Source organism: Colwellia sp. E150_009, assembly GCF_053543955.1.
On the sequence record NZ_JBHFOM010000005.1, the window covers coordinates 33,281 to 54,870 of the forward strand.

Genomic DNA, 21,590 nt, shown 5'->3' on the forward strand with positions numbered 1-21,590 from the left:
TCCTTCTCTAGTCACAAATTAAGCGTAAAGTGGGTTAAGTTTTTCGCTGTTAATATTGAAGCGTTTAATCGCTTCACTAACAACACTGTGTTTAATATCACCACGATTAGCTAATTCAAACAACGCAGCAACCACAATATAATGTTGGTCAACCTCAAAATGTTGACGTAAATTATCACGGCTATCACTGCGACCAAAACCGTCTGTGCCTAATACACGGTATTCTGTGTTTATGTACGCGCGTACTTGATCTGAATAATTTTTAATGTAATCAGTCGCGGCAATAGCAGGGCCAGCTTCTTTCGTTATAACATTACTGATGTATGGTGTTTTTTGTTTGCTTTCAGGATGAAGCATGTTCCAACGTGTTACATCTTGCCCTTCACGCGCTAGTTCGTTAAATGAAGTAACTGAATAAACATCACTTGAAATATTGAAGTCATTAGCAAGAATTTGCGCTGCTTGACGTACTTTTTGCAAAATGGTACCAGAACCCATTAACTGCACGTTTGCCACTGCTTTTTTAGCTTTAGCAGGCACTTGCTCTAATTGGTAAATACCTTTAATGATTTGATCACTAATATCTTTAGTGTCAGGCATTGCAGGGTGTTGGTAATTTTCATTCATTAATGTCATGTAATAGAAAACATTTTCATTTTCTTCATACATGCGACGTAGACCATCACGAACGATAACGGCAATTTCATAACCATAGGTTGGATCATAAGTAACACAGTTTGGAATAAGGCCTGCTTGTATATGAGAATGACCATCTTGATGTTGTAGACCTTCACCATTAAGCGTTGTTCTACCAGCTGTTGCACCTAGCAAGAACCCACGGGCTTGGCTATCACCAGCTGCCCATGCTAAATCACCTACACGTTGGAAACCGAACATTGAGTAATAAACATAGAATGGGATAGTGGTTGCATTACATGTAGAATAAGAGGTACCAGCAGCAACCCATGAAGCCATAGCACCTAATTCATTAATACCTTCTTGTAGTACTTGTCCTTTTTTATCTTCGCGGTAATAAGCAACTTGGTCAGCATCTTGAGGGACATATTTTTGACCTTCGTTGGCATAAATACCTACTTGACGGAATAAGCCTTCCATACCGAAAGTACGCGCTTCATCAGGAATAATTGGCACAATGCGCTTGCCAATTTTTTTATCTTTGATCAGTGCATTTAATACACGTACAAAAGTCATTGTAGATGATACTTCTCGATCCCCTGAACCTTTGGTAATTGCTTCAAAAGATTTTAATGGCGGTATCTCAAGCGTTTCTTCTGGTTGTTTACGACGTGCAGGTAAAGATCCACCTAACGCTTCACGACGAGCCATCATGTATTTGTATTCTTCGCTGTCTTTTGGAAATTGGAAAAACGGCAAATCACCAATATCTTCATCACTGATAGGAATATTAAAACGATCGCGGTAATGTTTAATTGATTCAATATCCATCTTTTTAACATTATGGGCGATGTTTAAGGCTTCACCTGAGGCGCCTAAGCCGAAGCCTTTAACGGTTTTTGCGAGAATAACGGTTGGACGACCTTTAGTGTCCATAGCTTTTTGATAGGCAGCATACACTTTTACAGGGTCATGACCACCACGGTTTAAACGCCATATATCTTTGTCTGACATATTGGCAACCATTGCTTCTGTTTCAGGGTATTTATTGAAGAATTTTTCGCGTGTGTATTTACCGCCTTTGGCTTTACAGTTTTGATATTCACCATCGACCGTTTCATTCATTAATTGCAATAATTTGCCTGAGGTATCACGGGCAAGTAATTGATCCCAGTAGCTGCCCCAAATAACTTTTACCACTTCCCAGCCAGCGCCACGGAATGTGCCTTCAAGCTCTTGAATAATTTTACCATTACCACGAACAGGGCCATCTAAACGCTGTAAATTACAGTTAATAATAAAGGTTAAGTTATCTAAGCCTTCACGCGAAGCTAAACCAATAGCGCCTAATGATTCAGGCTCATCTGTTTCACCGTCACCTAAGAAACAGTATACACGCTGTCCTGAACAGTCTTTAATGCCTCGATTAGTTAAGTATTTTAAGAAACGCGCTGTGTAAATAGCTTGAAGTGGACCTAAGCCCATAGAAACTGTTGGGAACTGCCAATAATCTTTCATTAAATGAGGATGAGGGTAAGATGATAAACCTTTGCCTTCACATTCTTGACGGAAGTTCGCCATTTGCTCTTCAGTTAATCTACCTTCAAGGAAAGAGCGAGCATAAATACCAGGTGAAATATGACCTTGGGCGAAAATAAAGTCGCCGCCATCTTTGTTAGTTGCTGCTTTAAAGAAGTGATTAAAACCGACATCATAAAGTGTAGAAGAAGAGGCAAAACTACCAATATGTCCACCAAGTTCTAGATCTTTTTTAGAGGCGCGTAAAACTAAAGCTAAAGCATTCCAACGAATTGCCGCACGAATACGTGATTCAATAGTTTGGTCAGCAGGCATATGTGGCTCTTGACCTGGTGGAATTGTATTAATGTATGACGTTGTCGCTTCAAAAGGTAAATGTGTGCCGCCGCGACGAGCACGCTCAATTAATGCCTCAAGTAGAAAATGAGCGCGTTCTGGCCCTTCGTTTTCTAGTACTGATTCCATTGATTCTAACCATTCTTGGGTTTCTAATGAATCAATATCAATGTTTGGTAGATCTGACATATTGTGTTGTCTCCAATAGTATTTGTTTATATTCTTTAGTTGTAAGTAGCGAGTTAAATAATTTATAAACTCTGCGCTTACAATCGATAGTTGGTAATTCGAAACTCGTTTAACCTACAATCTTTACATTCTTCGCATGGAACGTTCCATACGGCTATTTTCCTGAGTTAGTTTTAATAACACTTCCTCAATAAAAGCTAAGTGGCGATGACTTGCACCCCAAGCTTTTTTCGGCTGTCCGCTAAGAATAGCGTCGAGCAAATTTTTTCTATAATCTGTAATCTTACTAAAGATATCTGGGCGTTTTGCTAATATAGTTAAGTTCTGTTCTATATTGTCTGTCAATAATGCCGCCATGCTACGAGCCGTATGTAATATCATCGCGTTATGTGACGCTGCACAAATAGCGACATAAAATTCATATACGGCGCTTGCTTCTAAACGAAAATCATCTTCCAATTGGCAATTACCAATGTGTTCATGCTTGGCTTGAATTTGTTCAAAATCTGCAGTGGTTCCGCGCATCGCTGCATAGAATGAAGCCATACCTTCAATACCATGGCGGAACTCTAATAAATCAAATTGCGATTCGTTACTTGTCGCCATCAAATCGAATAAAGGATCTGAAAATGATTTCATTATGGCTTTTGTTACAAAGGTGCCTCCTCCTTGCTTGCGAGTAACCAAGCCTTTAGCTTCTAGTTTTTGTACGGCTTCTCTAAGTGAAGGCCTAGACACTTCAAATTTTTTGGCTAACTCACGTTCAGGCAATAATTTTTCGCCTGGCTGTAAACTGCCTTCAATAATCATATTCTCTAACTGTACTAAGATAATGTCAGAAAGTTTTTGAGGTTTTAGCTGTTTATTCAATAATTGTGTCATTAATAATTAATCCACTATGTAGTGTTCATTTTATTGTTATTTTATCATTAAATGATGCTTGAAAATCCTTGGTAAATTGGTATTACCATTTGTGTTTCAGACAAAAAAATAGCAAATAAACACTATAATTGCAACGTAATTTAGTTGAAGTGGTGTAGTAAAGCAAGGAAGTTTTTAAATAAAAGCTGAAAATATTTTAGAGTTAAAGCTTGAAACAAGTGTTTAATTTGGTTGTTTGAAATTAATGGTAATACCAATTTAAAGTGGTGTTTTAGTGTAAACAATAGCTGTGCTAAAAACAGCTATTGTTGGTTCTTCATATAATTACTTAGGTTAGTTAACTAGCCCTAGTAAAGTGAGTATTGATATTACAGACAATAATAATAAGACATTCCGTTTAGCTAAACGAACAAGTAAACATGGCTCAGCACTACAATCGTCTTTATCTATCATAAAGTCTTCTGACTTTCGGGCGACATCAATTAGAATTTTATAAGTGGGTTTGTGCACATCAAATAAGCTTTCTAGCCAAATAGGTAAAGCTTTTGAAAAATGACCAACAAACATATACCCAAATGATGTAATACGTACTGGTAGCCAATCAATGAAGAACAAGAGTTGTTGATAATTTTTACAATCGCGGGGTTGCTTTATATTGTGTTGCTCTTCGGTGTATTCTTCATCGCTAATATTAGCCGTTTGTTCGTTATCACTTTTTAGTGTTGTGTCTGTGGCTGAGATTTGTGAATTTTTAAAGTCTTTTTCATCAACGTTGGTAATTTCTGTCTCTATAGAACTGCTATTTTGTTGTTCTATAACGGTTGTTAATAGCCGATAAAAAACAACACCAGCAGCGCCAAAAACGACAAAAAATAGCATAATAGCAATGTAATAACGGTAATTTAGCCAAATAAGTGCTTGACCAAACGCCATATAAGGTAAATTTTTATCTTGTAAAAACTGTTGATGGTAAAGCGCTGCAGTGGTTTTTTCACCCTGAAAGGAAGCATGTAAATATTGCTTGTAAACTCCTCTGGTTTTGATGCAACCAAAACTAACAATCAGAATGAGCGTTGAAATAATAAGGTGCAAAAGCCCATCGTCTACTAAATGTAAAATGCCATAAACAAAAGCAACTGGCAAAAAGATGAAAATAGCATAGCTAATATTGCTTTTTTTCAGTTTTGTTTGTGCTGTATCGTTGTTAAACCAGTTTTGAAAAAAATTAACGTACTGCTGGTAATAGTAATCGAAACGCCAGTATGAAGAAGCGAGAGATTTTTCTGCAGCTAAAGCAATTAGTAAACTTAGTAGACTCATTAGTAACCTTATTTTATGTTATATCAAAAAAACACGTGCTTTCATTTAGGTTTTGTAAACAATGGTGAAAGTATTGCCAGTTGAATGCTTTGCCAGGGTCTGTTTTTCTTCCTTGAGCAATATCACAATGGCCGACAATGTTTTCATCAGTAATCAACGGGTAAGCTTTTTGTAAGCTATTCGCTAACTTTGCTAACTGTTGATATTGAATATCTTCATAGGGAATATCATCAGTACCCTCAAGCTCAATACCGATAGAGAAGTCATTACATTTATCTCTACCATCAAAGCAAGATATTCCCGCATGCCATGCTTTATCATTAAAAGAGACATATTGAATAATACTGCCATCACGCCTAATTAAGCAATGAGCAGAAACTTGTAATTGTGCAATATCAGCAAAACTAGGGTGTGCATCGGCGTTGATTTTGCCTAAAAACAAATTGGTTATATGATCACCGCCAAATTCACCAGCAGGTAGCGAAATATTATGAACAACTAATAAGCTGACTTGGTCAACAGGACAACGAGGTGCGAAAAAATTCGATTTTTTCTGTTCAACATCCTCAAGGTAGCCATTCGTTATAATGAAACTTGGTCGCAAATTATTACCTTTTATCGCTTTTTTCTGTTTGCTTAACGACATACAATAACGGTTCTCTTTTGTTAAATACAACACACGTAAGAATAATTATATTATGACTGAAAATGACTCGACAAACAAAATTGGTAAAATATTTGTTTGGCTTGCATGGATTATAGCGTTAGCTTTATTAATGTATTTTTTTCAAGATGTGCTTGATAAACAGTATAACCCTAATAACCAGCCCCAACTGGGTATAAATAACTTGGGTCAAGCGGAAGTTATTTTAAAGCAAAATAAGCAAGGGCATTATGTGACTTTAGGTACTATTAATGAGTCGCCTGTGACTTTTTTACTGGATACTGGGGCTACACAAGTGTCGATTCCTGCTCATATAGCTGATGAATTACAATTACAAAGTTTTGGCAGTTACCCTGTACAAACAGCTAATGGTACGGTAACGGTATACAGAACTGAACTAGATCAGCTTAGCATTGGTAATATTTTCCTATATAATGTGGCCGCACATATCAATCCTGCAATGAAAAGTGATCAAATTTTGTTGGGTATGAGTGCGTTAAAAAAAGTAGAATTCAGCCAAACAGGCAAACAACTTACCCTACGTGAACACCCTTAATAGGAATGACAGATGCATACCTCTAAACAGCTTACTTCAGTACTTTCTGATGAGATAATAAAATTACAGCACGACATAAACACAACGGTTACTTGGGCACTTAAGGAAGATTTAGGGATTGTGGATAATAACGTGCCTAGCGTGAGCCAAGATATTACCGCGATGTTGATTCCTGAAAATGAACAAGCAATTGCTTGTGTTATTACGCGCGAAGATTGTGTTGTATCAGGTATTGCTTGGGTAAATGCAGTGTTTGCTCAATTAGATGATTCTCAACCACAAGTTCCTAATACTAAAATTACTTGGTTAGTAGCTGATGGTGAACAGGTTAAAGCGAATACTACCTTGTTTGAATTACAGGGTAATGCGCGCACTTTGTTAACGGGTGAACGTACTGCGCTAAATTTTTTACAAACGTTATCGGGCACTGCCACATTAACAAGTCAATACGTGCAAGAGTTATCAGGTTCAAATACCAAATTATTAGATACCCGAAAAACACTACCAGGGCTTAGAAGTGCGCAAAAATATGCCGTACTGTGTGGTGGTGGTGTTAATCACCGAATTGGGTTGTTTGATGCCTTTTTAATTAAAGAAAATCATATTGCTGCTTGTGGTGGTATAGCGCAGGCAGTGGCAACTGCAAAGAAAAATCATAGTGATAAAACCGTTGAAGTTGAGGTAGAGTCAATGGATGAATTACAGCAAGCATTGAATGCTGGCGCTGATATTATTATGCTTGATAACTTTACACCAACAATGATTGAGGCCGCAGTAACTGCAACCCGCGGTAAGGCTAAGTTAGAAGTGTCGGGTAATATGACTATTGAAATATTACAAGAATATACTAAAGCAGGCGTTGATTTTATCTCTAGCGGTGCATTAACAAAACACGTGAAAGCGGTTGATTTATCAATGCGCTTCAAATAATGATACAAATTAGTATGATTAACATTGATAGCCTTATAGTCGACTTTACAGCACCCAGGGTTGAAGATTTTTTATCTTTACGAGAAAAGATCGGCTGGAAGAATGTATCAGCCAAAGATGCTAAAGCCAGTTTGGACAACTCGCTATTTCATGTTGCTGTATATTTTGAAGATCAACTTGTTGGTATGGGCCGTGTGGTTGGTGATGGCATCATGTATTTTTATGTTCAAGATATCGTGGTTTTACCAGACTATCAAGGATTAGGGATCGGTGCGTTGATTATGCTAAATATAGAGAATTATTTATCAAGCACAGCAATAAAGGGGTCAACTATCGGGTTGTTAGCGGCTAAAGGCAAAGAAGCATTTTATGCTCGTTATGGTTATATTACGCGGCCAAATGCTGCTTTAGGTCATGGAATGTGTAAGTTTGTTTAACCTCCACATTTACAGTGTGTTTTTATTTTAATTTATTCACAAAAGTTTGTCTAAATTTAGCTAGTTTAGGTGAAACTACCACCTGACAATATGAGTTTTCAGGGTTATTATTAACATAGTCTTGGTGGTATTGTTCACCAGAATAAAATGTATCAATAGCATTGATTTGCGTTACTATTTCATTTTCAAACATCTTATCTTGGGTCATTTTTTGAAGGATTCTTTCAGATGTTTCTTTTTGCGATTGATCATGGTAAAAAATTGCTGATCTGTATTGGGTGCCAATATCATGACCTTGTCGATTTAACTGTGTTGGATCATGTAAAGTGAAGAATATTTCCAGTATCTCTTGGTAGCTGATAATACTTGGATCAAAGCATAGTTGTACAACTTCAGCATGGCCTGTATCCCCATTACAAACCTCCTCGTAGGTTGGCTCAGTTGTTGTTCCTCCCATATAGCCTGATATTGCACTGTGTATGCCTTTAACTTGGCTAAAAGCACCTTCTATACACCAAAAGCAGCCGCCAGCTAAAGTGGCCAGTTCATGAGTCGCTTCAAGTTTATCGTGAGTGTTCATAATTTAGTCTTTGTGCTTATTGTAGGTTTGATTGTTATTACTTAATTCTACAGGTAAATAAAAAAGTAATGCTATGAATATATTACAGCAATTAGTCGTGCAGTAAAACTCTCGTTCTTCTGATGATGTTATTAACCGAGGTATCAATTTCTTCTTTCATATAACAGTGATATTTGTGTTATGCCTTTGTCATTTTTGCGTCATGTTTTGGTAACATTACCGTCATAAAGGCTTGTTATTCTGCGACCAGTCTTTGGCTTTATCCTTTAAATATAAAGATTTCAAATGAAACAATTAAATCGTGTTAGCAGTAAACTTGTTATTTTATCTTTAGTTCCTTTATTTCTCTTTAGCATTATTATTTTTGTTGGTATAAAAATATCGACTGATCGTCATTCAAACAACCAACAAAATCTTGAGGCGAGGTTAAGCCAAACCCAAAGGCTTAATCTAATCATCAGAACATTTACCTCAAATATTATTGACACAGCCCATAAAGCGCGTAGTGGCATGGAGCTATGGCAAGATGCACAAGAAAAAATAAAACATGGGAAAACTATTATTACCCAACAATGGCAAGACTATCAAAATGGCAATGTGTCAATTCAAGAAAAAAAGCTATTAGACAGTATGGAGCCTCTTTACCAAAAAAGTCTCAACTCGATAGATATTATCGCAGGATATATCGAACAAGCTTCTTCGTACGATATGGGAAATTATGTTGACCTGAAAATGTACGCATCGTTAGAGCCATTTTTATTAAAATTAGATCAGCTGGTTCTATTACAAAAGCAATTAGCTCACGACGATAGTCTATTGAATAGTGCTTTAACGAAAGAAATGAATAACATTATTTTTATTACTGTGAGTGTTGTTGCGGTATTAATTTTATTGTTGGGCTGGTTAATATTTAAGTCGATAAGGAAGCCATTGAAACACCTTCAACGCACTATGATTAATGTTGAACAGGAATCTAACTTATCGTTACGAGTTGCGCTAACAACTCAAGATGAATTGGGAGAAATAGGGCAAAGTTTTAACGTAATGATGGATAGAATTGTTGGTTTCGTTGAAACCTTATCTAATATTGGTACATCGTTAGATACTGCAACAGAAAGTACAATAATCGCGTGTCAAGAAGCCAAAACTCAAGTGAATGGTACTCAAAATGAGCTCTCTGATGCAAATGTTTCTATTGAGCAAATGAGCAAAGCGGTGGAAGAAACCCAAATTTATACAGAAAATACCATCCTCGTTAGTAAAGAAGCAGAACTATGTGCTACAGATAATTTTAGCGTTGTAGAGCAATCTTCACAACAAATTAAACAGCTAGCGGAAGCCATTGGGCTTTCTACAAAGCAAATGAATTTATTACGTGAACACGGACAGCAAATAAACTCTGTATTAACAGTAATAAAATCGGTTGCAGAACAAACTAATTTATTAGCGTTAAATGCTGCGATAGAAGCTGCACGTGCTGGCGAAAAAGGACGTGGTTTTGCTGTAGTTGCAGATGAGGTTCGTTCACTTGCACAACGCACACAAGAGTCAACGGGAGAAATTGAAACCGTGATTGCCAATATAAGAAAAGCCACAGATGAGGCTGCTGAGCAAATGAGACAAAATGAAGCATTTGCAAACAAAGGCGCACAAACGATAAAAAATACAGAAATTAATTTACAGGTTATTACGCAATCTTTTACTGAAATCATCAATAAAAATGAACAAATAAATCATAACCAATGTGAACAATTACAAGCCGTGAAAGAAGTAAAAAACATGATGGACCGCGTATCTTCTTTGTCGCATAAAAATAAAGAAAACACGAATGATGTGTTAATAAATGCTAAGTCGGTAGAGAACTTAAGTGGTGAACTAAAGGCGGCGTTGACTCAGTTTCGTTATTAATTAACTTGAGATAAATTCTTTTATACCATTAGTTTCATTAATTAGGTGATCTTTTTTATACGTAGAAAAAATTGCCAAATACAAGGCATTTATTTCAATAACTAGTTGTTCTAATTATTAAATAAATAACGATGTAATTGGTGGTTTTAGCAAGTAGAAATGATCACATAGTTAGATTGGTATTAGTACTGTGATAAGCCCTTTGGAAGTCTGCCGTGATATAGGTATGAATAATGAGAGATAGGCAATGCAAAAAACTATTCAAACAATTATAGCTAAAAAAATGATCACAACGGTTTTTCAGCCCATTTTTGATATAGAAAATGAAAGTATCGTTGGGTATGAGGCATTAACGCGAGGACCAAAAGATACACCGCTTTATTCACCAGAAGTATTATTTGAAAAGGCACAACAGCACAACCTATTGTCTGAACTTGAGTTACTTTGCCGAGCCAGTGCTATTTCATGCTTTGTAGCGTTGAAACTACAAGGAAAACTATTCATTAATATTTGTTTAAATGTCATGCTCAATAAAGATCATCCTTATGGTGAAACAATCAAATTAGTTGAAAATTCAGGGTTGTCACCACAACAAGTGGTTATTGAGATTAGTGAAAAATCACCTTTCCCTAATAGTGATATTTTACTAAGAGCATTAAATAAATATAGAAAATTTGGCTTTGATATAGCCATTGATGACGTAGGTGTAGGTTATTCAGGACTTAAACAATGGAGTTACTTACGTCCTGATATTGTCAAAATAGACCGATATTTTATTGATCGATGTGATCAAGATGTGATGAAACGAGAATTCTTAAAAATTCTTTTTGAGTTAGGTCGAATATCCAATGCGCTGATTATTGCTGAAGGTATTGAAACAAAAGAAGAATTTGAATTGTTGCGTGAGCTTGGTATGGTATATAGCCAAGGTTTTTTCTTAGCCAAGCCCAACGACAATCCAATAAGAATATTTCCTAAACTTGATATTTGCGACTCGACAGAACATAAGTCTACGATAGAAACTATTGCTTCGTTAGTAACAGCTACAAAAACAGTTGAGTACAATCAAAGCGTTAATTATGTTTATGATATATTTACGCAAAACCTCAATATTCATGCTATTCCAGTATTACGTAATAATAAGCCGTTAGGTATGATTTTTCGAAACCAACTGATGGAATCTTATTCTGATATTTATGGTAGAGCGCTTTATTCAAAAAAATTAGCGATTGATATAAAATCTAATAACCACTTGATACTTGAACATTCTATGCCATTAGAGCAGGTAAGTGCCTTACTCACAGCCAGAGCAAATGCAGAGTTTACACAACCTTCTATTATTACAGAAAATGGATTTTATATTGGTATTGTTTCACCGCGTGACTTACTAAAAAGTATTACTGAATCTAAATTAGAGCAGGCTAGATATGCTAATCCATTGACAGGCTTGCCAGGTAATGTAGCCATAGAAAAAGAAATAGATTACATGCTCAAGAATAAAAAACCATTCAATTTAGCCTATTTAGATTTAAATCATTTTAAACCTTTTAATGATATTTATGGCTATGCAAAGGGGGATTTATTACTCAAAACACTCGCTAATTGTATTATGATCAATACAAATAATAAATGCTGTTTTGTCGGGCATATTGGAGGCGACGACTTCATAATTATGTTTAAAAGTAACGATGTTGAAAAGGTTTGCCAACAGATATTAGCTGATTTTACCAAGCACAGTTTGTCTTTTATTACGACAGAGCATCAAAAGCAGCAAGGCTATCATGCTTTAGATCGCAGCGGCAATAATATATTTCACCCTCTTGTTAGTTTAGCTATTGGCGTTATTCAACCTGATACAGCGTGTTATAACTCATACCATCAAATTGCTGATTTAGCCTCTAAAGCAAAATCAGAAGCTAAAAAGCAAGCAGGAAGTAGTTTGTTTATTTGCCGCAGACAAAAACAAACCGCCTTTGACGCTATTTCTCTCAGTTAATAAGCACATGTGTTTAAAAGGCCAATGATTGTCTCTTTTTCTTGAGCTTGTAAGAAAGCAAATGGATTAATAGCAATAAATCATAAAATAATTAATCATTTTATGATTTATTTCATTGCAGGGAGAAAAAATACAGATAAAATCAATCATTACCCGTGTTGCTAATGTTATAAAAACTATACGTCATTTATGTCTTTTTTCTTTAAAAAAAATAACTTTTCTGTAAACCTTAAGTCAGCTAATCAAGTTCAAATGGTACTTGTGTTACGTAGTGTTGCTATAGTTATCCAATTGTTGTTGATATTTTTTGTTAACTTAGTATTGAATTATCAACTTCCTTGGACGCCATTGTTTGGTGTTATTACGTTAGAGGTTATATTTACTTTTGGTAGCTTTTTTGTTTATCAAAAAAAACAGCAAGTCAGTCAGTCAGCTTTATTAATACAAATATGCGCTGATATTTTATTTTTGTCGTTGTTGCTGTTTTTTAGTGGGGGTGCCACTAATGCTTTTGTTTCATTATTATTGATTCCAATTGCCATTGCCGCTGTTACATTACCTCCTGCATTGCTTGCTTTTGTCGCGTTAATGGCTATTGGCTCTTATACCATTTTATTATGCTTTTTACCCATGAGTGTTATGCATGGCAATATGGAAGGGCATTTTATTGGTATGGGAATTAACTTTTTATTCTCTGCGCTAGTGGTTGCCTTAGTTGTAGGGAAAATGGCGCGTAGTATTAATCAACGAGAACTTGCCATTGCCGCGTATAGAGAAAATTTACTGAAACAAGACCAAGTTATGTCTCTTGGTGTAGCATCAGCACAAGTGACTCATCAGTTGGCAACACCTATTACAACAATACAATTACTGGTTGATGAATTACATGAAGACTTTCCAGAAAATAGTATTGTGATTGATATGAAAAGTCAGCTAAAGTGTTGTACTGACAGCTTAGATGCATTTCGCGAAATGGTTTTTTCTATTAAAGAGCAAACCAGTACGGCGATTACTGTGAATAATTTAATTGATGACATTTTAGAAAATATAAGAGTAAATTTCCCCGATGTTGACATTGAGTTAATAAAAAAACATCAAGATGATGTGACTATCATGGCGGATGCATCTTTGTTGCCTGCTATATTAAATTTAATTAATAATGCAATAAGGGCAACAAAAGCAAATAACTCAACCAAAATTACATTAACGAGTCAGGTAGAAACGGAAAACTGGCAATTTATAATTCGTGATTATGGTATTGGCTTTACTTTAGAAAAATTAAAACAACTCGGTGTAAACCCTGTTAACAGTGAACAAGGCTTAGGTATGGCTGTTTTTTTAAGTCATGCCAGTTTAGAACGTCTTGGTGGTAAGTTAGCATTAACAAACCATCATCAAGGTGGGGCATTAGTTACTTTGAGTTTACCTGTACCACACTAATTGGCAGATGAAATAACATAATGAAAGAATTATTACTTGTAGAAGATGATGCTATTTTTGCAAATACCTTAACTAGACGATTAACCAAACACGGTTTCCATTGTGTTCATGTAGACAGTAATTCTGAAGCATTATTAGCTTGTCATCGACACAAGCCAGATTATGTGTTGCTTGATATGAAACTAGCACAAGAAACTACCTTAAGTATTATTAAACCATTGAGAAAGCTAAGGCCTGAAAGTAGAATTATTTTACTCACTGGTTTTGCAAGTATCGCTACTGCCGTTGACGCTATAAAGTTAGGTGCAGATGATTATTTATCTAAACCCTTAGATACGCAAACATTGTTAGCAGCGCTTAATGAAAGTAAAGCGTCTACCATAGCCACAAATGCTGACATTGACGGTGAAACATTGTCAGCAGAGCAAGTGCAGTGGCAACATATTCAACAAGTGTTAAAAGCAAACGATGGTAATATCTCGGCTACGGCGCGTCAGTTATCTATGCATAGACGAACTTTACAGCGTAAATTACAAAAAAAACCGCAAACTGATTCTATAAAAAGTTAATAAACTAGGTTTGTTAGATAGCTTATTTATCTCAGAAGTCATGCTTTATATGGGTCAATAATGGGTTTAGTGTAAACATAGAATATTAGTGAAATGATGGTATTATTACAGTGTTTTTGCTTGTTTATGAGACACAATTTAATTATAAATTTATGCTAGGTTATTGAGCTTCCAGTGTCTAAGGCAAAAATTAACTCATAACTCATTACATTGACTTTTCAAAACCTCGTTATTTTTTGTTATAATATGTCAGTTTTTTTTACAGTTATAAATTTAACTTAATCTTAATTATTAATAAATAAAGAAAATATTTGTTGGTGCGACTTTTGCTTTCAATAGAGATTAATTTGATTAAAAGGACTTTAATTTAAGGAGAAACAATGAAAAAATTAATATTTTCCGCTGCAATTTTATCTTTGTTGTCTAGTGGTTTTAGTTCTGCAAGTCTTATTGAGGAAGTAACAAGTAATGGTGAGTGTGTAAATTCAACTTTCACGATTACAAGTATTACACAGGTTATTCCTGCAGGATCAAATATTGTTGGTACATCACTTGAAGCGACTTCTTGCTTGGGATTTGTCACCTCACCTAATAATGATTTTGCTGAAGATCCAGCTCCCAATATGGGGGGCTTCGGAGATGGATTGCTCAATGAGGAAGTAGGGGGACAAGGTCGGGATAAGAATAATTATGTTCCTGGAGATTATTTTCTAACAAATGATAATGACTCCATGGTTGATTTGGATAATGATGGCGAAAAAACCGATCCTGGATGGATTCGCTTAGGGGGCTCTGAGACGAAATCGAACGGTGAATGGAACTTTGAATACGACTCTATACTTGATTTCAACCTCGATTCAGTTATCGACATATCCTTCTATGATAATGGAACTTGGTTATTAGCCGTTGATCCTTCGGCAATAGCTACTGCTACCGAGATTCTAGGGCGACCAAGCGTTTTTGATCATTTAGCTTTTGTAATGAAGGGACCAAATAATGTTGATGGTTCATGGGCTATTTATGATTTTAATTTTTATGATCTGATTGACAATGGCTTGGGTATAAGCCTAGGTGATACCGCATATAATTTTGAAGGTACATGGGATAAAGATCTTTTTGTTAACAGAGATGCCCTGTCACACATGAGTGTTTGGGCTCATGATCCACCGGCAAAACAAGACATAGTTGATGTTCCAGAGCCATCGACACTTGCTATTTTTGCATTAGGCATGATTGGCTTAGCGTCACGTAGGCTTAAGAAACAATTTTAATAATGTGTTATTTCATTAGAAAACCCAATTGTAATGATTGGGTTTTTTTGTTAAAGCATATTCATCATTGTTGAACGCCATTTTTTTCTAATGACTGAAAAATCACCATCTTGTTCTAATTTTTTCATGGATTTTGTTAATTTAGCAATAATATTTTTCTCAGTACTTAAACTACAAGCCAAATGAAAGTTGAGTGTCAGTTCACGCATGTTATATACATTTTTGTATTTAGAGGCTGCTTCGGTGCTTTTTACTCGGTTGTATATAAGGTCGTCATTAAGAACAACTAGATCAATATTACGGTTAGGAATTTCAAGTAATTTTAACAGTGAGTCGTAATTATCCATTACATAAAGGTTTTCATTTTCGATAAAACCTTTGGATAAAAGAAAATGATGTGTGACATCATCTCTGATTACAGCTGTTTTATATTTTTTTGCATCGTTTAAATTATTAATAAATATTTGTTTTGATGCTAATGAATATAAAGAAATAGTACTACTAATAATGTGGCCTACCCATTCAAATAGCGGTTCACGTTCTGGTATTCGGCTTAATGAATAGATGCAGGTATTCTTTTCATGTTTGGCTCTATTAAAAGATAAAGACCAAGGGTAAGCAGCTATTTCGTATTCATAGTTTGCTTCTTTTAATGTTGCTTCTACAATTTCAGTTGATATACCACTAATAGACTTTTCATTAACAACTTGAAATGGCGCTAAATGTTCGGTGAGAATGGTTATTTTTTGGGCGTAAAGATCTTCACTAAATATAATAGTTAATATTATTATACTGTTAAACAACACATTACTTTTTTTCATGTTTTTATTTGCTTATGGTATATTTACTAACCTTAATGCACAGTAGCAATTTTTTCAATGAATGGATTTTAATTTCTAGAAAACAGTTTTAATATATTAATGGCTTTAAACAATATGATGAATCATGAACAGCTTGTCGCTGCTGTTAATATGACAATGCCTTTTGGCAAATATGCGGGTAGAAAATTATTGCAACTGCCAGAGCCTTATTTAGTGTGGTTTCATGCGAAAGGGTTTCCTGAAGGAAAGTTAGGACAACAACTGGCGTTAATGTATGAGGTTAAATTAAATGGTCTAGAGGGTATGTTAAAGCCATTGTTGAACGAGTAGTGCGGTTAAAAATAAGTGATATAAGCGTTTAGCCTAACTGGTGCTGTTCTTTGACTTTTTTTATAGCATTTAAACGAGCTTTTACCATGGCTTCTTTTATGGCAAGACCTTTTAAGCCCTGTTCAACAAAAGTTTTAGCATTGACATTACAGGCGGCTAGCATGGCTTCTTTTAAATATTTTTCTTGTGGGTAAGGGCGGTTGTCAAAACCTAGACGACCAAGAAAGTCACTTTTACAGGCAATGATAAAGTCATCAAATTCTTGCGGCTTTCGCCATACGTCAAGTTGATCAAATATTCTCAATAAGGTACTTGGTTTCAATTGAAATGCCTTATGGCAATGTAAATGATGTTCGCACACTTTTAAGGCCAGCTGTTGATAATATATTGGTACTTTAAGCTGTTTTGATATTTTTTCTACTAAAGGTAAACCTGCTTTTTCGTGCCCGGGGTGGCTTGGTAAATATTCACTCGTGGTAAGCCCTTTACCTAGATCATGGCATAAAGCAGCAAAACGAATGACAGCTTTGTGTTTATTATTTTGCGTTAATAATACAGCTTGGTGTAATACCATCATGGTATGAACACCACTGCAAATTTCAGGGTGCCATTTTGCTGGATTTGGAACACCCCATAATTTTTCTAAATCAGGCCAAATAATATTAAGGGCTTGGCATTGACGTAATACGTCGAAGAATACTTCTGGGTGATCTTCAGACAAACTGCGTTGTACTTCTTGCCATATACGCTCAGCACTTAAGGTCAATAATTCACCACGAGTACTGATAGTCGTCATTAATTCAAGGGTTTCATTTGCAATAACAAAACCATAATCGTGATAACGAGCAGCAAAGCGCGCCACGCGTAATACTCTTAAGGGATCTTCAACAAAGGCGGAACTAACATGGCGTAACACTCTATTTTCAAGATCTTGCTGACCATTGTATGGGTCGACAATCTTACCTGTTTTACTTTTGGCCATTGCGTTGATAGTAAGATCACGACGCAATAAATCTTGCTCTATAGTTACGTCAGGTTCTGCATAACACGTGAAGCCTGTATAGCCCTGACCTTGTTTACGTTCAGTGCGCGCTAAAGCATATTCTTGTTTAGTTTCTGGGTGTAAAAATACGGGGAAATCTTTACCTACCTGGTTAAATCCAAGCGATAACATTTGTTGAACAGAGGCACCAACCACTAAATAGTCTTGGTCTTTATAGGGTCTGTTTAATAACTCATCTCGAACGGCTCCACCAACAAGGTACACATCAAGTTCAGTTATGTTTGCAATGTTCGTGTTTTTAGTAGTCAAAAAGGTCACCTCAATAAGATTGTTTACAAGTTTACCATAATATTCGTAGACATAACCCTGTCAACAGGTTAATTTTATCAACGTATTATTGTCTTTTAAATTGCAGCAACGTTTTTATGTACACAAATTTTTTCTCCTTAAGTGAATTACCTTTTTCTATTGCCCCAAATCCTAAATATTTATTTATGAGTGATAGGCATCGAGAAGCGCTGAGCCATTTAACTCATGGGTTAGGGATCAATGGCTCAGGTGATAATGGTGGCTTTGTTTTATTAACAGGTGAAGTTGGTACAGGTAAAACAACAGTCAGTCGTTGTTTAATGGCTGAAATACCTGAAAACACACAATTGGCTTTTATTTTGAACCCAACATTATCAAGCCAAGAGTTACTCGCAACGATTTGTGATCAATTAAAAATTCGTTACCGTAAAACAGGAGCTACATTAAAAACCTTAACAGATAAAATTGCTGAGAAACTATTAAAAAACCATGCAAACAATATAAACACTTTATTGATTATTGATGAGGCACAGCATTTAGAGGCTGAAGTATTAGAACAGTTGCGGTTGTTAACTAATTTAGAAACTGATACTAAAAAATTGTTGCAAGTTATTTTAATTGGACAACCTGAATTACAGCAATTACTTAAACGTCGTGATTTACGACAATTAGCACAGCGTATAACAGCTCGATATCACTTACTACCGTTAAACAAATTAGAATTGGCTGCATATATCAAACATAGACTGTCAGTTGCTAATTGCCATCGAGCGCTTTTCAATAAAGGGGCTTTAGCAGCAATCCATCAATTATCTCAAGGCATTCCAAGGTTGATTAATTTACTGTGTCATAGTGCCTTAATAGAAGCATATAATTCTAATAACGCGGTAGTAGATAAAAAAATAGTCTTCAAAGCAGCTAGCCATGCGTTAGGTGATGATTTTGATTTATTACCTTGGTGGCAGAATAAAAATATTCAAATTGCTTTGGCGGCTGGCGTGTTATTTGTTGTATTAGTAACAGGGTTTTGGTTAGGTCAGCAAAAGTCGCCACAACAAGTATCAGAGAACACTGCTTCTGTAGCCAGTAATGAGTTAGTTAAAGAGCAATCCGCGATTCAAGTAAAAGAGCCGTTAGAAAAAACCAATGAAAAGATAATACAGGAGCAGCTAAAGCCAAAAGCACCAGAAGTGCAATTAGTTGTAAGTAGTGATAAGCCAAAACGCTCAGAAGATAAAATAATAACACCTGCTAAAGCGACTGTGGAAGATGCAACCACTGAACCTGTTGGTCAACTAACCCAAAAAAATATGACAGTTGAACCGAAAACTGTAAAAAATATTGAACCTAAACCTAAACCAGAAGTAGCCCCAAAAAACTACCAAATAGAAGCGGTTGAAGGCGTTTCTGAAGATTTACTCGCGCGCTTTCAAGCTGCTATTGATGACACTAAAACGTTGTCAAAAAATGCACTTAAGCCTAAACCAGTTCAAACGGCAGACAGCAAGGTTAAATCACTAACGCAAATGCCTGCTTGGGTGCAAGAAGGTGTACCAAGTTTGCATTTTGAACAACATATATATGCCTCTGATGGCGAAGGTTGGGTTAATGTAAATGGCCGAGATCGTTATGAAGGAGACAGTATTGCCAATGGAGTTTATATTGAGAAAATTTTACCTCAACAGGTCATTTTGACTTACCGAGGCGAAAAATTTAGCTTACCTGCGTTAACTAACTGGTAAATTCTCGCCTATCTGCACTGTGAATAACTGGCGAGAATTTACTTGAGAATGCTATAGGGCATTCTCAAGTTCATACTTTCTATTGCCAAGCAGGCATTTTTGCTTCAAAAGCTTTAATTTTATCAAGCTTATTTAAGGTCCAACCTACGCTGTCAACACCTTCTTCTAAGCAGTATTTGTGAAACTGACCAAGTTCAAAAGTAAAACTAATACCCCCATTACTTACAGTATTGTTAGCTAAATCGACGGTAAGATTAAGTTTAGCGTTACCTGATTGTTTAAATAATTGATCAATTTGGTCTTCTGCTAATTTAATGGGTAATAAACCAATATTGATACAATTACCATAAAAGATGTCAGCAAAACTTGGTGCAATAATGACTTTAAAGCCATATTCTTCTAATGCCCAAGGAGCGTGTTCTCGGCTTGAACCACAACCAAAATTTTCTCTGGTTAATAAAATACTAGCGTTTTTGTATTCAGGTTTATTTAAAATAAAATCAGGATTTGGTTCTTTGCCATTATGGTCTAAATAACGGCTATCGTGAAATAAATGTACACCAAAGCCAATACGTTCAGTTTTTTGTAAAAATTGTTTTGGGATGATTTGATCGGTATCGATGTTAGCGATATCTAATGGCACAACCAAGCCTGTGTGTGTGGTAAATTTTTCCATATTAAATTCCTCTGTAGGTTGGTGACAGTTATGCGTTTAAGTCGACAAAATGGCCTGCAATGGCGGCGGCGGCTGCCATTTCAGGGCTCACTAAGTGAGTACGGCTGCCACGCCCTTGACGCCCTTCAAAATTACGGTTACTAGTTGAAGCACAACGATCGCCTTCTTCAAGTACATCATCATTCATGCCCAAACACATAGAGCAGCCCGGTAAACGCCATTCAAAACCAGCGTCACTAAATATTTTATCTAAGCCTTCACTTTCAGCTTGTGTTTTAACGCGGTAAGATCCAGGCACAATAATGGCATCTACAGTGCTTTGTACACGTTGACCCTTAGCCGTAAAATCTTTAACAACGTTAGCCGCAGCACGTAAATCTTCAATGCGTGAATTAGTACAAGAGCCGATAAATACTTTGTTAACGTGAATGTCAGTTATTTTAGTTCCTGCTGTTAAGTCCATGTATTTTAATGCATTGATACATGATTCTTTTTCAACGGGATCATCAATATCATCGGGAGAAGGAACGGTGCCGTCAACACTAATCACTTGTCCAGGATTAGTTCCCCAAGTGACTTGTGCTTTAATATCTTTAGCATCAAGTGTAATTACAGCATCAAAAATGGCACCCTCATCTGATTTCAACTTTTTCCAATCAGCAACAGCTTGTTGGAAAATTTCGCCTTTAGGTGCATATTCTTTGCCTTCTACATAATTAAATGTTGTTTGGTCTGGTGCTATTAAGCCAGCTTTTGCTCCAAATTCAATGCTCATGTTGCAAACGGTCATACGCTCTTCCATGCTTAATGCTTCAATTGCTTCACCGCAATATTCAACAACATACCCTGTGGCACCTGCGCTACCTGTTTTACCTATAATGGCTAAAATAATATCTTTTGCGCTGATCCCTTTGCCTACATGTCCTTTTACTTCAATTTTCATGGTTTTTGCTTTTGTTTGACGTAAGGTTTGTGTTGCAAAAACATGCTCAACTTCTGAAGTACCAATACCAAACGCCAAAGCGCCGAAAGCACCATGAGTTGCGGTATGAGAGTCACCGCAAACAATGATAGTACCAGGTAAAGTTACACCAAGCTCTGGTCCCATAACGTGGGCGATACCTTGGTTTTTATGGCCCATACCGAATAGTTCAATACCAAACTCTTTACAATTTTTTTCTAATGCGCGTAACTGATTGGCAGCACCTTCACCCGCAGCATCAATTTCAATAGAGCGAGTAGATATGTTGTGATCCATCGTTGCTATGGTACGTTCAGGATGACGAACAGGGCGGTTATGAAAACGTAAATTTGCAAAAGCTTGAGGTGATGTCACTTCATGAATCAAATGTCTGTCAACATAAAGTAGAGGTGTTTCACCGACTTTTTCTTCCACTAAATGCGTTTGCCATAACTTTTCGTACATTGTTTTTGGTGCAGTATTATTGGCGGTCAT

19 protein-coding genes are annotated in these 21,590 nt (G+C 36.1%); 10 read left to right on the forward strand and 9 right to left on the reverse strand.

Translation table 11 applies throughout. From position 1 onward, the window contains the following. Nucleotides 1-18 precede the first annotated feature (18 nt). The 4 genes from aceE to ampD form a co-directional block, all read right to left on the reverse strand. Nucleotides 19-2,700, reverse strand: a complete 2,682-nt coding sequence (gene aceE, locus ACE1OF_RS03675) for a pyruvate dehydrogenase (acetyl-transferring), homodimeric type (RefSeq protein WP_448892885.1) — start codon at nucleotides 2,698-2,700, stop codon at nucleotides 19-21. Between the two features lie 123 nt (nucleotides 2,701-2,823). Further along, complete coding sequence (pdhR, locus tag ACE1OF_RS03680; RefSeq protein WP_448893002.1) at nucleotides 2,824-3,570, reverse strand: pyruvate dehydrogenase complex transcriptional repressor PdhR; 747 nt, start codon at nucleotides 3,568-3,570, stop codon at nucleotides 2,824-2,826. A gap of 345 nt (nucleotides 3,571-3,915) precedes the next feature. Then, the gene (gene ampE / locus ACE1OF_RS03685; RefSeq protein WP_448892886.1) at nucleotides 3,916-4,902 is read right to left on the reverse strand and encodes a beta-lactamase regulator AmpE; all 987 of its coding nucleotides are present in this window, start codon (nucleotides 4,900-4,902) and stop codon (nucleotides 3,916-3,918) included. 13 nt (nucleotides 4,903-4,915) lie between these two features. Further along, entirely contained in the window at nucleotides 4,916-5,548 is a 633-nt protein-coding gene (gene ampD / locus ACE1OF_RS03690; protein ID WP_448892887.1) for a 1,6-anhydro-N-acetylmuramyl-L-alanine amidase AmpD, read from the reverse strand. A 52-nt stretch (nucleotides 5,549-5,600) separates the two neighbouring features. Here ampD and ACE1OF_RS03695 point away from each other — a divergent pair, with 52 nt between their 5' ends. From ACE1OF_RS03695 to ACE1OF_RS03705, 3 genes are read left to right on the forward strand one after another with little or no spacing between them, the layout of a single operon-like run. Further along, a complete protein-coding gene (locus tag ACE1OF_RS03695; protein WP_448892888.1) occupies nucleotides 5,601-6,122 on the forward strand; it encodes a retropepsin-like aspartic protease family protein in 522 nt (173 codons plus the stop codon). A 57-nt stretch (nucleotides 6,123-6,179) separates the two neighbouring features. After that, nucleotides 6,180-7,052 (forward strand): carboxylating nicotinate-nucleotide diphosphorylase, encoded by an 873-nt coding sequence (gene nadC / locus ACE1OF_RS03700; RefSeq protein ID WP_448893003.1) that lies wholly within the window; start codon nucleotides 6,180-6,182, stop codon nucleotides 7,050-7,052. A 14-nt stretch (nucleotides 7,053-7,066) separates the two neighbouring features. Further along, on the forward strand, nucleotides 7,067-7,489 hold the full coding sequence (locus ACE1OF_RS03705) for a GNAT family N-acetyltransferase (protein WP_448892889.1): 423 nt from the start codon (nucleotides 7,067-7,069) through the stop codon (nucleotides 7,487-7,489). Nucleotides 7,490-7,511: 22 nt separating this feature from the next. Here ACE1OF_RS03705 and msrA read toward each other — a convergent pair whose 3' ends face one another. Next, a complete protein-coding gene (msrA, locus tag ACE1OF_RS03710; protein WP_448892890.1) occupies nucleotides 7,512-8,069 on the reverse strand; it encodes a peptide-methionine (S)-S-oxide reductase MsrA in 558 nt (185 codons plus the stop codon). 285 nt (nucleotides 8,070-8,354) lie between these two features. Between msrA and ACE1OF_RS03715 the strand changes: the two genes are divergently transcribed. From ACE1OF_RS03715 to ACE1OF_RS03735, 5 genes are all read left to right on the forward strand, one after another. After that, nucleotides 8,355-9,977: a methyl-accepting chemotaxis protein gene (locus ACE1OF_RS03715; protein WP_448892891.1), complete on the forward strand. Its 1,623-nt coding sequence runs from the start codon at nucleotides 8,355-8,357 to the stop codon at nucleotides 9,975-9,977. 247 nt (nucleotides 9,978-10,224) lie between these two features. After that, nucleotides 10,225-11,973: an EAL domain-containing protein gene (locus tag ACE1OF_RS03720; RefSeq protein WP_448892892.1), complete on the forward strand. Its 1,749-nt coding sequence runs from the start codon at nucleotides 10,225-10,227 to the stop codon at nucleotides 11,971-11,973. A gap of 189 nt (nucleotides 11,974-12,162) precedes the next feature. Then, nucleotides 12,163-13,413 (forward strand): sensor histidine kinase, encoded by a 1,251-nt coding sequence (locus ACE1OF_RS03725; RefSeq protein WP_448892893.1) that lies wholly within the window; start codon nucleotides 12,163-12,165, stop codon nucleotides 13,411-13,413. A 20-nt stretch (nucleotides 13,414-13,433) separates the two neighbouring features. Further along, nucleotides 13,434-13,982 (forward strand): response regulator transcription factor, encoded by a 549-nt coding sequence (locus ACE1OF_RS03730; protein WP_448892894.1) that lies wholly within the window; start codon nucleotides 13,434-13,436, stop codon nucleotides 13,980-13,982. A 416-nt stretch (nucleotides 13,983-14,398) separates the two neighbouring features. Then, the gene (locus ACE1OF_RS03735) at nucleotides 14,399-15,253 is read left to right on the forward strand and encodes a PEP-CTERM sorting domain-containing protein (protein WP_448892895.1); all 855 of its coding nucleotides are present in this window, start codon (nucleotides 14,399-14,401) and stop codon (nucleotides 15,251-15,253) included. Between the two features lie 50 nt (nucleotides 15,254-15,303). Here ACE1OF_RS03735 and ACE1OF_RS03740 read toward each other — a convergent pair whose 3' ends face one another. Further along, complete coding sequence (locus ACE1OF_RS03740) at nucleotides 15,304-16,074, reverse strand: substrate-binding periplasmic protein (protein ID WP_448892896.1); 771 nt, start codon at nucleotides 16,072-16,074, stop codon at nucleotides 15,304-15,306. Nucleotides 16,075-16,191: 117 nt separating this feature from the next. On the opposite strand from ACE1OF_RS03740, the gene ACE1OF_RS03745 reads away from it, so the two are divergent. Beyond that, nucleotides 16,192-16,404, forward strand: coding sequence for a DUF3820 family protein (locus ACE1OF_RS03745; RefSeq protein WP_448893004.1), 213 nt, complete (start codon nucleotides 16,192-16,194; stop codon nucleotides 16,402-16,404). Between the two features lie 28 nt (nucleotides 16,405-16,432). Here ACE1OF_RS03745 and ACE1OF_RS03750 read toward each other — a convergent pair whose 3' ends face one another. Beyond that, entirely contained in the window at nucleotides 16,433-17,716 is a 1,284-nt protein-coding gene (locus tag ACE1OF_RS03750; protein ID WP_448892897.1) for a multifunctional CCA addition/repair protein, read from the reverse strand. A gap of 116 nt (nucleotides 17,717-17,832) precedes the next feature. On the opposite strand from ACE1OF_RS03750, the gene ACE1OF_RS03755 reads away from it, so the two are divergent. Further along, nucleotides 17,833-19,458 (forward strand): AAA family ATPase, encoded by a 1,626-nt coding sequence (locus tag ACE1OF_RS03755; protein WP_448892898.1) that lies wholly within the window; start codon nucleotides 17,833-17,835, stop codon nucleotides 19,456-19,458. Nucleotides 19,459-19,537: 79 nt separating this feature from the next. On the opposite strand, the gene leuD is transcribed toward ACE1OF_RS03755, so the two are convergent. Together leuD and leuC are read right to left on the reverse strand one after the other, a co-directional pair. Then, nucleotides 19,538-20,134: a 3-isopropylmalate dehydratase small subunit gene (leuD, locus tag ACE1OF_RS03760; RefSeq protein ID WP_448892899.1), complete on the reverse strand. Its 597-nt coding sequence runs from the start codon at nucleotides 20,132-20,134 to the stop codon at nucleotides 19,538-19,540. 28 nt (nucleotides 20,135-20,162) lie between these two features. Continuing rightward, complete coding sequence (gene leuC / locus ACE1OF_RS03765) at nucleotides 20,163-21,590, reverse strand: 3-isopropylmalate dehydratase large subunit (protein WP_448892900.1); 1,428 nt, start codon at nucleotides 21,588-21,590, stop codon at nucleotides 20,163-20,165.